General features: G+C 62.4%; 16 protein-coding genes and 1 riboswitch. Of the genes, 7 read left to right on the top strand and 9 right to left on the bottom strand.

Annotation, left to right across the window (positions count from 1 at the left end):
* The first annotated feature begins 287 nt into the window (after positions 1-287).
* Positions 288-1,121 carry an EAL domain-containing protein gene (locus B0G83_RS10365; protein ID WP_105507349.1) on the top strand — a complete coding sequence of 278 codons (834 nt, stop codon included), beginning with the start codon at positions 288-290 and terminating at the stop codon, positions 1,119-1,121.
* 17 nt (positions 1,122-1,138) lie between these two features.
* Here the strand turns inward: B0G83_RS10365 and B0G83_RS10360 are convergent, their stop codons facing one another.
* Positions 1,139-1,924: an IclR family transcriptional regulator gene (locus B0G83_RS10360; protein WP_105507348.1), complete on the bottom strand. Its 786-nt coding sequence runs from the start codon at positions 1,922-1,924 to the stop codon at positions 1,139-1,141.
* Positions 1,925-2,041: 117 nt separating this feature from the next.
* On the opposite strand from B0G83_RS10360, the gene B0G83_RS10355 reads away from it, so the two are divergent.
* Positions 2,042-3,232, top strand: coding sequence for an acyl-CoA dehydrogenase (locus B0G83_RS10355; RefSeq protein WP_105507347.1), 1,191 nt, complete (start codon positions 2,042-2,044; stop codon positions 3,230-3,232).
* Between the two features lie 97 nt (positions 3,233-3,329).
* On the opposite strand, the gene B0G83_RS10350 is transcribed toward B0G83_RS10355, so the two are convergent.
* Positions 3,330-3,968, bottom strand: coding sequence for a peroxiredoxin (locus B0G83_RS10350; protein ID WP_105507346.1), 639 nt, complete (start codon positions 3,966-3,968; stop codon positions 3,330-3,332).
* 339 nt (positions 3,969-4,307) lie between these two features.
* On the opposite strand from B0G83_RS10350, the gene B0G83_RS10345 reads away from it, so the two are divergent.
* The 3 genes from B0G83_RS10345 (at position 4,308) to B0G83_RS10335 (ending at position 5,729) form a co-directional block, all read left to right on the top strand.
* The gene (locus B0G83_RS10345) at positions 4,308-4,610 is read left to right on the top strand and encodes a YqjD family protein (RefSeq protein WP_028198798.1); all 303 of its coding nucleotides are present in this window, start codon (positions 4,308-4,310) and stop codon (positions 4,608-4,610) included.
* 138 nt (positions 4,611-4,748) lie between these two features.
* Positions 4,749-5,135: a phage holin family protein gene (locus B0G83_RS10340; RefSeq protein WP_105507345.1), complete on the top strand. Its 387-nt coding sequence runs from the start codon at positions 4,749-4,751 to the stop codon at positions 5,133-5,135.
* A 114-nt stretch (positions 5,136-5,249) separates the two neighbouring features.
* Positions 5,250-5,729 (top strand): DUF3318 domain-containing protein, encoded by a 480-nt coding sequence (locus tag B0G83_RS10335; protein ID WP_105507344.1) that lies wholly within the window; start codon positions 5,250-5,252, stop codon positions 5,727-5,729.
* A 92-nt stretch (positions 5,730-5,821) separates the two neighbouring features.
* Here the strand turns inward: B0G83_RS10335 and B0G83_RS10330 are convergent, their stop codons facing one another.
* From B0G83_RS10330 to glyA, 7 genes are all read right to left on the bottom strand, one after another.
* Positions 5,822-6,262: a type IV pilin protein gene (locus tag B0G83_RS10330; RefSeq protein WP_105507343.1), complete on the bottom strand. Its 441-nt coding sequence runs from the start codon at positions 6,260-6,262 to the stop codon at positions 5,822-5,824.
* 10 nt (positions 6,263-6,272) lie between these two features.
* Positions 6,273-6,797: a pilus assembly protein gene (locus B0G83_RS10325; RefSeq protein ID WP_258167871.1), complete on the bottom strand. Its 525-nt coding sequence runs from the start codon at positions 6,795-6,797 to the stop codon at positions 6,273-6,275.
* A 17-nt stretch (positions 6,798-6,814) separates the two neighbouring features.
* Positions 6,815-7,627 (bottom strand): PilW family protein, encoded by an 813-nt coding sequence (locus B0G83_RS10320; RefSeq protein ID WP_105507342.1) that lies wholly within the window; start codon positions 7,625-7,627, stop codon positions 6,815-6,817.
* A complete protein-coding gene (locus B0G83_RS10315; protein ID WP_105507341.1) occupies positions 7,624-8,070 on the bottom strand; it encodes a hypothetical protein in 447 nt (148 codons plus the stop codon). Before B0G83_RS10315 ends, B0G83_RS10320 begins: the two co-directional genes overlap by 4 nt.
* Positions 8,067-8,627, bottom strand: coding sequence for a GspH/FimT family pseudopilin (locus B0G83_RS10310; RefSeq protein ID WP_181156802.1), 561 nt, complete (start codon positions 8,625-8,627; stop codon positions 8,067-8,069). Before B0G83_RS10310 ends, B0G83_RS10315 begins: the two co-directional genes overlap by 4 nt.
* Positions 8,628-8,830: 203 nt before the next feature.
* On the bottom strand, positions 8,831-9,313 hold the full coding sequence (gene nrdR / locus B0G83_RS10305; RefSeq protein WP_105507339.1) for a transcriptional regulator NrdR: 483 nt from the start codon (positions 9,311-9,313) through the stop codon (positions 8,831-8,833).
* 6 nt (positions 9,314-9,319) lie between these two features.
* Positions 9,320-10,567 carry a serine hydroxymethyltransferase gene (glyA, locus tag B0G83_RS10300; RefSeq protein ID WP_105507338.1) on the bottom strand — a complete coding sequence of 416 codons (1,248 nt, stop codon included), beginning with the start codon at positions 10,565-10,567 and terminating at the stop codon, positions 9,320-9,322.
* A gap of 166 nt (positions 10,568-10,733) precedes the next feature.
* Positions 10,734-10,842: riboswitch (ZMP/ZTP riboswitch) on the bottom strand.
* A gap of 238 nt (positions 10,843-11,080) precedes the next feature.
* Between glyA and ydfG the strand changes: the two genes are divergently transcribed.
* A complete protein-coding gene (gene ydfG, locus B0G83_RS10295) occupies positions 11,081-11,827 on the top strand; it encodes a bifunctional NADP-dependent 3-hydroxy acid dehydrogenase/3-hydroxypropionate dehydrogenase YdfG (protein WP_105507337.1) in 747 nt (248 codons plus the stop codon).
* A gap of 58 nt (positions 11,828-11,885) precedes the next feature.
* On the top strand, positions 11,886-12,365 hold the full coding sequence (gene ybgC, locus B0G83_RS10290) for a tol-pal system-associated acyl-CoA thioesterase (protein ID WP_105507678.1): 480 nt from the start codon (positions 11,886-11,888) through the stop codon (positions 12,363-12,365).
* Positions 12,366-12,433 lie beyond the last annotated feature (68 nt).

Below are 12,433 nucleotides of genomic sequence, written 5' to 3'. Positions count from 1 at the left end.
TGTTGGCGGGTAATACGGATCGCGAAAACGCTTGCTTAAGCGTCAAGTCGGCGTGGTCGCGCGAATTTTTACGAATAGTAAAACGAATTACGAATAGTGAAATTCACGTAAACCCGGAACGCCAGCTCGAAAATGTCCGGCAGCCCACGCACACAAGCGTTCGGCGGATAACGTTATGAGCATTTTGTTCATGTGAGCGCTGGCTGGACTGCTACCATCATTGGATGCGGCAACTGCGTCGCGTTGCCCAGCGCCGAGCGCGCCTTTTTTGCCATCCATTCGCCTACATGATTCCGCCGACCATCCCCAACCTCATCGCCCGCGCCGCCGAACACCCGTTTCTCGGCGAATACCTGGCGATGGGACACGGCGAGCACAGCGATATCGCACTGGCCCGCTTCGACGGTCACGAACTGGCGAGCAGTTACGAGCCGATCTTCGACATCAGCGTGCATTCGCTGGCGCAGTCGCTCACGTCCGGCGCCGAGGGCGTGGACCGGTTCGGCGACGAACTCGGCTTTCAGGCCGTCACGCAGCGCCTCGACGCGCCGCCGTTCGATGTATTCGACCCGTTCGACCGGATTGCCGACGACCAGCAACTGGTCGCGCTCGACCGGATGTCGCGGGCGCTGCATGCGATCAATTTTTTTGGCGCGCAACGGCACGGCTTGCTGTTTCTGCGCGTGCACGAGCGTCTGCTGAAGAGCGTGAAGTACGACCACGGCCGGCATTTTTCGACGGTGCTGGTGTCGTTCGGACTGAACCCGTCGCGGGTGGTGATCGAGTTGCCGGCGGCAGCCGTCGCGCACAAGACGTTTCTCGGCTATCTGACCCAGAGCTATCAGCGCTACGGCTTCAAGGTGGCGGGCAATCTGTCGAACGCGGGGCAGATTCTGTCGGTGTCGGAAACCGCGCGGCTCGACTTCATCAAGATGGATGCCGGCATCGCGTTGCGCGATGCGATGGTTAAACCGCTAGTGGGTTACGCGAGCCGCCTGCGGATTCCGCTGATCTTCAATCGCGTGATGGATGAAGCGCAGTTCGTGGCGCTCCAGCAGTATGACGTGCGCTTCGTGCAAGGGCCGTTGTTCAATGCCCATTATCACGATCGGGCGGTTTGAGCGGGCTTGCCGGCGCTTCAACCCGTATCGCCCAGACGCCGCGCGAGCGCTTTCAGCCGCGGGCCCACGCTCTCGCGGAATACGTCCTCTCCCATCGACGACGCCGGTCCGCTGCAACTGAGCACCAGCCAGCGCCCTTCGCGCGGCTCGCGAAACGGCACGGCGACCGCGTTCACGTCGTCGTGCCACGCGCGGAACGAATAGCAGCAGCGTTCCACGGCGAACGCCGCGATTTCCGTTTCAGCGCCGGCCATTAAAGCCGGCCCTTCCTTTCCGGCCGCCTTCCCGAGTTCGAGCAGCAGCGCGGCGCGCACGTCGGCCGGTTGCACGGCCAGATACGCGCGGCCCATCGAGCTTGTCAGCATGGACAGTTTCGAGCCGGAGGCCAGCCCGAGCGTCAGCGCGGTTTCGCTGCGGATCGTCTCCAGATAGATCATGTCGAGCCCGTCGCGGCAACCGAGCGACACCGCCGCGCCGACCTCGCGAGCGAAGGTGCGCAGATGCGGACGCGCGAGTTCCAGCGTGTCGGTGCCCGAGAGCAGCGCGAAACCGAGCGACAGCACGCCCGCGTCGAGCGCATATTTACCCAGTGTTTCGTCGAGCCGCAGATAACCAAGCACCGTCAGCGTGTAGGCGAGACGGTTGACCGTGGCCTTCGGCAAGCCCGTGCGTTCGACGAAATCGCGATTGCCGAGTAGGGTTTCGCCCGGTTTGAACGCGCGCAGCAAATCCAGCCCGCGAGCTAGGGCGACGACGAATTTACGCTCGTCGAGCGGATCGGACAGAGTAGATGTGGGCGGCATGGGGTGATACACTCGGTCGTAGTTTGCAAAACATTGTTTCGCATAGCGGAACTTAAGTCAAGCCCGAGGATGTAGCTCAAGACACGTTTCAGTCCAGAAGGAATCAGGAGATAAATCATGGCCGAGGCCGCGCAGTTTCACTGGGAAGACCCGTTGCTGCTGGATCAGCAGCTCACCGAAGACGAACGCATGGTGCGCGACGCCGCCGCGGCTTACGCGCAAGACAAGCTGCAACCGCGCGTGCTCGAAGCCTTCCGCCATGAGAAGACCGACATCGAGATTTTTCGCGAAATGGGCGAACTCGGCCTGCTCGGTCCGACGATTCCTGAGCAATACGGTGGCCCCGGCCTGAACTACGTGGCGTATGGATTGATCGCGCGCGAGGTCGAGCGCGTCGATTCCGGTTATCGGTCGATGATGTCGGTGCAATCTTCGCTGGTCATGGTGCCGATTTATGAATTCGGCTCGGAAGCGCAAAAGCAGAAGTACCTGCCCAAGCTCGTCACCGGCGAATGGATCGGCTGCTTCGGCTTGACCGAGCCGAACCATGGCTCGGATCCGGGCAGCATGATCACGCGCGCAAAGAAGGTGGACGGCGGCTATTCGCTGTCGGGTGCGAAGATGTGGATCACCAATTCGCCGATCGCCGACGTGTTCGTCGTGTGGGCGAAGCTCGAGGAAAACGGCAAGGACTCGATTCGCGGCTTCATTCTCGAGAAGGGCTGGAAGGGACTGTCGACACCGACTATTCACAGCAAGGTCGGCCTGCGGGCGTCGATCACCGGCGAAATCGTCATGGACGAAGTGTTCGTGCCGGAAGAGAACCGCTTCCCGGAAGTCAGCGGTTTGCGCGGTCCGTTCACCTGCCTGAACTCGGCGCGCTACGGCATTGCGTGGGGCGCGCTCGGCGCGGCGGAAGCCTGTTGGCACACGGCGCGTCAGTATGTGCTGGACCGCAAGCAGTTCGGCCGGCCGCTTGCCGCGAATCAGTTGATCCAGAAGAAGCTGGCCGACATGCAGACTGAGATCACGCTCGGCCTGCAAGGTGTGCTGCGCCTCGGCCGCATGAAGGACGAAGGCACCGCGGCGGTCGAGATCACGTCGATCATGAAGCGCAATTCGTGCGGCAAGGCGCTGGATATCGCGCGGCTCGCGCGTGACATGCTCGGTGGCAACGGGATTTCAGACGAATTCGGCATTGCGCGGCATCTGGTGAATCTGGAAGTCGTGAATACGTATGAAGGGACGCACGATATTCACGCGCTAATTCTGGGCCGTGCGCAAACGGGGATTCAGGCGTTTTTCTGATGGCTTGACGAGGCGCTGATTCGATACATACAAAAGGCCGGTTCTCTTTCGAGAACCGGCCTTTTGTCATGTGGCGTTGGCTGCGCCGCGCAGCCGCTTACTTGTTCGGCTGCGGCGTCATGCGCAGATACGGACGCAGGGCTTTGTAGCCTTTCGGGAATTTCTGCTTGATGATTTCCTCGTCCTTCAAGGACGGGACGATCACCACGTCGTCGCCCTGTTTCCAGTTGCCCGGCGTCGCCACCGAATGGCTGTCGGTCAGCTGCAACGAGTCGATCACCCGCAGCACTTCGTCGAAGTTGCGACCGGTGCTAGCCGGATAGGTGATCGTGAGACGCACCTTCTTCTTCGGATCGATCACGAACAACGAACGGACCGTCAGGGTCTCGTTGGCATTCGGGTGAATCATGTCGTACAGCTCAGCAACCTTGCGATCGCCGTCCGCGAGAATCGGAAAGCCGACGTTGGCCGCCTGCGTTTCGTTGATGTCCTTGATCCATTCCTTGTGCGACTCCGCCGTGTCGACCGACAGCGCGATCGTCTTCACGTTGCGCTTCTCGAATTCGTCCGCCAGCTTCGCGGTCAGACCGAGCTCGGTCGTGCAGACGGGCGTGAAATCCGCCGGATGCGAGAACAGCACACCCCAGCTATCGCCCAGCCAATCATGAAACTTGATACGACCCACGCTCGATTCCTGCTCGAAATCCGGTGCGATATCGCCAAGACGTAGACTCATGATGCATCTCCTATAGGTGGTCGGACAGCCCGCGCGAGCTTCTGCCCGCGGCGCCGCAAAGATAAAGGATACCGGACCTGCGATGCACCGCGAACGAACATCGCGTCACTACTTTATGCGTTTTTGTAATTTTCACCGTTTTAGCGGAAACTTTGCGGGACAGATCAACTCCATCTTAGGCAAACTTTCCTGCATGATGCTGTGGGTGGTAGCGTTTTCAAGGCTTTCCTCAACCAGGAACGGTTCGTGCGTTTCCTTCGAACAATCGGGCACTGCGCTCGCCAGCGGCCGTTTCTTTGGTTACGATTCACGCGTGGCGTGAGCCGAAGGGAGCTGTCAATGTCGGAAGTCAACAAGGAGAGATTGATGTCGGATATCAAAACCGTCCTCGCGGACGCGGAAGATCTGCTGAAACAGGCCGCGAGCGCCACGGGCGAGCGCGCTTCGGAACTGCGTGAAACGGCGCTGACGCGCCTGAAGCAGGCTAAGGAAAAAGCGGCTGACGTGCAGGTCGTGGTGGTCGAAAAAGGCAAGAAGGCTGCCCGCGCCACCGACGACTACGTGCATGAGCATCCGTGGGCATCCATCGGCATCGCCGCGGGCGCCGGCGTGCTGCTGGGTTTGCTGATCAACCGCAAGTAAGCAGGCAACACCTGGTGCGCGGGGCGGCAATCGCTCCGGCGCATCAGCGAATCGAGTTGACCGGCGCCTGTCTGGCCGGTCCGCTTCTCCTGGCGCGCGCACGCGTCGGTTAGGCCTTTACGCGCAACGCCCACAGCCATGACGATAGAAACACAATCGCAGCGCGGAGAACATAGCCCGTTGCGCCGCATTATCGGATCCGTGTTTGCCATTCTGCAGACGCGGCTGGAACTGGTCGGCATTGAACTCGCCGAAGAAAAAGACCGTCTGCTCGCCGTGCTGTTTCTCGGCCTTGCCGCGATGATGCTCGCCACCATGGCGCTGATCGCGTTGACGGCGCTGATCGCAATTGCCTTCTGGGACACTTACCGCTGGCAGGCGCTTGCCAGCATCACCGCGGTCTATGCGATTGCGGGACTGGCCTGTGCGCTCAAAGCTCGCAGTGGTCTGCGCAATGCGCCGATGGTGTTCGAAGCGACTATCGCCGAATTCGAAAAAGACCGTGACGTGTTTCGCAAACCGTGATGCGAAGTGCGCTGGGCGCGTGCGTTGCGCACGTTGCCAGCGGAGCATTGCACCGTTGTTGAGCGATTGTCTGTCATTGTCCGATTACCCCACCTCCACTGCCGCCGACACGCCATGAGCCAGATCCATTCCGATACCGCCTTCCGTAACAAACGCCACCAGGCAAAAGACCTGAGCGCGCCGCACCTGCGAGCACTGCGCAAGGAACTGCTGATGGTGCGCGCGGATGTCGAGCGGATGGAACTCGCTCAGGCAACCATCGAATTGCGTCAGGCGGTCACCCACTTCAGTTGGCTCAAGTTCCTGGTGCCGGGCTTTAGCAACCTGCGCCCGGGTCGTGGATCGAAGGCGAATTTCCTCAACGCGGGGAATATCGGCGCCTTGCTGAAGGAGTATCCGTTGATCAGCTCCATCGCTTCGATGGTGCTCGCCAAGCCTTTGCGCGCGACGCTTGCCGCCGGCGCCAAACCGGCGCTCAAGTGGGGCGGCCTAGCGCTTGCCGGGTGGGAAGCGTACCGGATCTGGCAGCAGATGAAGCGAGATTCGGCTGCGTCTTCGCGCGCGAAGGGCGAATCGGTGGATGGGGGGAAGTGAGGGGATTGTTGCGTGCGTGCCCTCTGGCTTCCGCTTCCTGAGCTCCGCTCCTGACCTCCGCTCCCCGCCTTGCTCGTGCCGCCAGAATGCCGCTAGCCGGTCTTCCAGCACTCACCGCTTGGCGGCGTTAAATCGCCGCCACTATTACTCCCGCGTCGATTACTTCGCTGTCCCGTCGCATCAAGCGTGAAGATGCCGCAGGCGTCGTCGCGCATGGGTCCGGCCCCGATCGGCGCGGCCTCTATCGCATAACCACCATTCGTGTCGTCCGCAGGCAGCACATGCAGGCTGTAGATCGGCGCACCGAATTGCGGCGCCTGATCCAGACCTGGAGGCAAGGCCGGCAGGTTGTCGCTTGTCGCGCCCTCGACGAATTGCGCCGCCCGATAAAGCGCCGATGCCGCGTCGATCCGATGCGCGCGCTCGACGTGACTCCGATACGAAGGGACCGCGAACATGGCGAGCGTGACCGCGATCGCAAGCGCGATCATCAGTTCGAGCAGCGTGAATGCGGATGTATGCCGTCCTGTCATGGGCCTCCCGTCAAAACGGCTTGGCGGCGATGCGACGCCAATGGCGTTCGACGTTCTCGCCCTCGATCACAAGCTCCATCTGTAGCCACACCTGCGACTCCCTGGTCCGGCCGAAGCCGCGCGAAGTCAGCAGAAACGCTCGAGCATCCGCGCGCGCGTCCAGACGCCATGTTTCGATCAAACATAGCGGCGGCCGCAGTGACCCGGGCCATTGCGAAACAGGTGCGATTGCGCCGGCTTCGAATGCGGATTCGAGCTTCCATTGCATTGGCTCGCCGGATGCGGCCGATGGCATGGCGGCAGCAGCACCCTCACCCGCTGCCGCGACAACCGCACGGGCGCACAACGTCAGCACCGAATCGGCCGCATGGAACGCCTGCAAATAGTCGCGGACGTTGCTAGCAGCGCGCGACGACGCGAGCGAACTTTCGAACCATGCCGCGGACGTGGTCAACATCATTGCGGTAATCAGCAGCACGATGGGGAGAACGGTGCCTCGGTAATGATGAACGCGCGACACACCGCGCAGGCCCATCTTCTTTCGATGCTCCGTCACAGAGAAACCCCCGTCGCCGAATTACGTATCGCGACGCGCCGCCAGAACGCCTGCCGCGCGCGCGAATCGGCGCTCACGCCGCGAATGCCGTCGCAATCGACATAACTCTGTCGCTGCGCTCGCGGCGCGCCCCGGACGAGCACGCAGAGATCGACCGCGACGATCCTCGTCCATTGATCGGCCGTGATCGCTGACGCCTCGATCGCGTCCAATCGGTCAGCTAGCCAGTACTTGATTCGCACGCGCTCGACACCTTCAACCAGCGGTTGCGCGGATCCCACCTTGCCATTGCCCTCGCAATAGAGCTCCGGCTCCCCGGTCGAACCGCTGACTCGCGCGAAATACCGGTTCACGACCGGGACGCCGCGATCACCGAGCGCCGCGTTGGTGGCTGTCACGGCCTGTCCGAGGCAGTCGGTGGTTTGCCCTGCCGACGATGGCCACGTGGAGATGTTGTCTCCAACGTACCGGACCACGACGCCATCCGAGCGGCTGGACAGTGTCTCGCAGACGGGGCTGCCGTCAGTGCCCGTCGGCCGGCCGCCCGAGCATCCGAACAACGGCGGAGGATTGGCGTAGCGCACGACGTCCGCCGGCACGAAGCCTGCCATTTGCAGTTGCTGTCCGATCAGGGTCAGCGCGGTCAAGCCGGCTTCGCGAATCCGCGCCGCGTCGCTGGCCTGTTCGAACGCCGCCCGCTGTGCTGTGTAGAGCGAAACGGCGCCTGCGGTCACCAGCAAGCCTAGTGCGATCGCGATCACGAATTCCACCAGCGTATGACCGCGAACAGGGAACGAACGCGCCATCATTTCGCGAAGGCCAATGCCACGCACGAGAGACCGGCGGGAACGTCCGCTCCGCCACAGAACTCGGGTTTGTCGATGATATTGTCGGCAGGCGGCATGTCACGCGGCGCCACCCACGTCACACGCGCAGCGGACAAGCCGCCGCGTGCCTCCACCGACACCTCGCCATGCGGCAACAACGCCGCCGTGCGCACATTCCATTGCCTGATTGCGGCATCGCTCGTGGCGGGCACGTACGTGGCCTCCACGACGGAATCGGCTATCCATGCCGCGTGCTCACGTAGGGCCGTCGCGCGCGCCTCGCGAGCGGTCCACAATTGACCGGCGATCAAACCGAGCGCCGTCACCGCCATCAGCGCGACTGCAAGCAGGACTTCGATGAGCGAGCTGCCATCGCACGTGAACGCGTAATGGCGCGGCCAGGGCCCGGGTGAAAGTCGCCTCACGACACGGCTCCGCAAGCGCCCTGGACAATCCTCACGCGACCCCCGGCAGCGATATGGATACAGCGTCGCCACGCATTTCCCTGAGTTGCTCTTGATGCTGTACGCGGGGCGATTTCGAAACTGCGAAACGTGCCGATCAATTGTCCCGCCGGCGGCGTGAACGTGAGATTCGTCTGCGTGCCGCTGATGCTCACCGCGCTTAACGAAGGATGCGCACGCAAAAGTGAAAGCGTGCCGCTGCGCTCCGCCATGACGGCCCAGCCGCAAGACCAGTCGGCAATGCCGTTGGCGCAAGCTTGCCCTGAGGCAAGACATCGCCGTGCGGCGTCGATCCGGCAGACCGTAATACGTGTGCCGCGACGCAGCGCTTCGCTACGCGCATAGGCAAAGGTCGATGCGAGCGCTTTCGCGCGTGCGTCGATCTGATCCCGCATGTGCCAGGCAACGAAGGACGGCGTCGTCAGCACGGCGACGACCGCCAGTAACGCAACCACGGCCAGCGTTTCGACGAGCGTAAAGCCGCCGGATGGCGGTCGAAGAACGGCGTCCTGTTTCATCTGCATCCCTGATCGTTGCAAAGAATGCAGCCAATCTAGCGGTTCGCAAACCGCCCAACAATCGGCCGAATGGCCAGGTGGTATTCAGACGCTATCTCGCGCAAGAATGCACGCGTCGAACCACAACGGAGCGGGAGCTACCCATGCGCGAATCAACGCGGAGAAGGACGGATACTCGAACGCAGCACGCCGCGCGGCAGCGCTCAGCGCTTGCGGGGGGGTTTGGGCGGAGAAGAGGCGCGGCGAAATTCTTCGATTACGTCTTCAAACTCGGAGACGTCTTCAAAGCGCCGGTAAACGGAGGCAAAACGAACGTAGGCAATCGTATCGAGCGCGCGCAATTCGTTCATGACGAGTTCGCCGAGGCGCTCGCTGCGCACCTCACGCTCGCCGCTAGCGAGCAACTGGTACTCGATACGGGCGACGGCCGCGTCGATCGCGTCTGCCGCGACCGGGCGCTTGCGCAGCGCCAGTTGCATGCTCGCGACGATCTTACGGCGATCGAATTCCGTGCGGCTGCCGTCCTTCTTGACGACCGACGGCAACGCCAGCTCGACCCGCTCATACGTCGTGAAACGTTTGTCGCAGGCCGGGCAGCGGCGGCGCCGGCGAATCGTTGCGCCGTCTTCGGATACGCGCGAGTCGACAACCTGCGTATCGGCGTGACGGCAGAAGGGGCAGTGCATAACGACTTAACGGTAGACCGGGAAACGTTGGGTCAACTCGGCGACCTGGCCGCGCACACGTTCGATCGTGGCGGCGTCTTCCGGGTTGTCCAGCACGTCGGCGATCAGGTTACCCACCTGCTCCGCTTCCTTGACACCGAAACCGCGCGTGGTCATGGCCGGCGAGCCGAGACGCACGCCGCTCGTCACGAACGGTTTTTCCGGGTCGTTCGGGATCGCGTTCTTGTTGACGGTGATGTGCGCGGCGCCCAGCGCGGCTTCCGCTGCCTTGCCGGTGATCTTCTTGGCACGCAGATCAACCAGCATGACGTGGCTTTCAGTACGGCCCGACACGATACGCAGACCGCGCTTGACCAGCGTTTCAGCCAGCACGCGCGCGTTGTCGACCACTTGTTGCTGATACACCTTGAATTCCGGCGACAGCGCTTCCTTGAACGCAACCGCCTTACCGGCGATCACGTGCATCAGCGGACCACCCTGAATGCCCGGGAAGATAGCCGAGTTGATCTGCTTCTCGAACTCGGCCTTCATCAGGATCACACCACCGCGCGGGCCGCGCAGGCTCTTGTGCGTGGTCGTCGTGACGAAATCGGCGAACGGCACCGGGTTCGGGTACACGCCCGCGGCGACCAGACCGGCGTAGTGCGCCATGTCGACCATGAAGTACGCGCCAACCGATTTGGCGATCTTCGACAGACGTTCGAAATCGATACGCAGCGCGAATGCCGAAGCACCCGCCACGATCAGCTTCGGCTTGTGTTCCTGGGCGAGCTTCTCAGCGGCTTCGTAGTCGATGTCTTCCGCTTCGTTCAGGCCGTAGCTGACGACGTTGAACCACTTGCCCGACATGTTGACCGGCGAACCATGCGTGAGGTGACCGCCGTGAGCGAGGCTCATGCCCATGATCGTGTCGCCCGGCTTCAGCATGGCGAAGAACACGCCCTGGTTGGCCTGCGAGCCCGAGTTCGGCTGAACGTTGGCGGCTTCGGCGCCGAACAGTTGCTTCACGCGGTCGATCGCCAGTTGCTCGGCGATGTCGACGAATTCGCAGCCGCCGTAGTAGCGCTTGCCCGGATACCCTTCGGCATATTTGTTGGTGAGCTGCGAGCCTTGGGCGGCCATCACAGCCGGGCTCGTGTAGTTTTCCGACGCGATCAGTTCGATGTGCTCTTCCTGACGGCGGTTTTCCTGCTCGATGACTTTCCAGAGTTCAGGATCGACGTTGGCGATGGTGCTTTGGGCTCTGTCAAACATACGGATTCCGTTGAGTGTGTTCAGGTTGACCGGATCGTGCGCCGAATCTTGCGTAGAGGGTACGCAGCGCTGCTGGCGGCTGGGCCAGCCCTGACGTGGCGGATAGAGAGACGCCGCACACGCGAGGCAGGACAGCCACCGTCAGCGCAGATCAATGCGCGCGGATCACGGCTGCCCAGGCGAACGGCAAAACGGCACCCTGCGCTTCACGGTGGGTTGTTCCACCTTGAACCCGATTGCTTGAACCGGTTCTATCGCCAGTCACGCAGGGATGAGCGCGTTAGTTTATTGGAAGAGGATCGAATAGGCAACCGGCTAGCCGCCGATGCGGTGCATGCTCGCGAAGCCGGCCCAAGGGCCTTCCGGCGCGGCATGCAAAGGTCTGACGAAAACGTATTGCAAAGCCGCTGCGCGTCCCTGCCACAGCCACTCATGCGGCTGGTTCATCCTTGCCGCAGCGCCGCATTGGAAGTAGGCTTGGGACCTTTCTCCTTTACCGACCAGGAAACTGCAATGATCGTGTTCGTCACCGGTGCGTCCGCGGGATTCGGCGCCGCTATCGCTCGCGCCTTCGTCAAGGGCGGCCATCGTGTCGTCGCCACCGCGCGCCGGAAGGACCGCCTTCAGGCACTCGCCGACGAACTCGGCGACGCGCTTCTACCCTACGAACTCGACGTGCGCGACCGCGCCGCCGTCGCGGCGGTGCCCGCCGGGCTGCCGGCGGATTTCGCCGCGATCGACGTACTCGTCAATAACGCCGGCCTCGCGCTCGGCACCGAGCCGGCGCAAAAAGCGAGTCTCGACGCGTGGAACACCATGATCGAAACCAACTGCACGGGCCTCGTGCAGGTTACGCACGCGTTGCTGCCCGGCATGGTGGAGCGCAACCGCGGTCACGTCTTTAACCTGGGCTCGGCGGCCGGCAGCTGGCCGTATGCGGGCGGCAACGTTTACGGCGCCACCAAGGCCTTCGTGCGCCAGTTCAGTCTGAACCTGCGCGCCGACCTGGCCGGTACCGCACTGCGCGTGACCGACATCGAGCCGGGCCTGTGCGGCGGCACCGAATTTTCGAACGTGCGTTTTCGCGGCGACGACGACAGAGCCGCGAAAATGTACGAAAACGTGCAAGCGCTCACACCCGAAGATATCGCCGACTCGATCTACTGGATCGCCACCCGCCCGGCACATGTCAACATCAACACGATCGAACTGATGCCGGTCGCCCAATCGTTCTCCGCTTTGAGCGTTCATCGCGGCTGAGGCCCGCCGGGCAAGGCGCACACTTTGAAACAGACCTCAGGGTATGCGTTCCGGTAAAATGCGCCGCATGAATGAGTCGACCAGCCAGCCCGGCACCGAAATCGGCTGCACGTGGTCCATCCGCGTGTACTACGAAGATACCGACGCCGGCGGCATCGTGTTTTACGCGAACTACCTGAAGTTTTTTGAACGGGCGCGCACCGAATGGCTGCGCGCGTGCGGCGTCGACCAGCGCCGTCTCGCGGACGAAACCGGCGCGATGTTTATCGTAAGCAGCACCGCGGTCGACTATCGGGCGCCGGCACGGCTCGACGATATCGTCAACGTCGTGAGCCGGATCGAACGGCTAGGCAGGGCATCGGTCGACTTCGTGCAGGAGGCGTGGCGGGACGGCACGCTGCTTGCTACCGGTTCCATCCGGGTCGGCTGCGTCGATCGCATAACGCTGCGGCCGGCCGCGATTCCTTCGCCGGTTCTGGCCGCTTTGCGGCGCGGGCCGGGCGCGAGCAGCGGCGGCGTGTCAACGGACAACGACTGAACCCCGTTGTTACGGGGCCAGTGAACTCATATCGATCAAGCAACACAAAGCATGGTTCGGCTTGCAAT

Source organism: Paraburkholderia sp. BL21I4N1 (assembly GCF_002973525.1).
In the GTDB taxonomy this organism is placed as follows: domain Bacteria; phylum Pseudomonadota; class Gammaproteobacteria; order Burkholderiales; family Burkholderiaceae; genus Paraburkholderia.
Note: the sequence above shows the minus strand (reverse complement) of the source record. Positions and strands in the feature narration are given on the sequence as shown.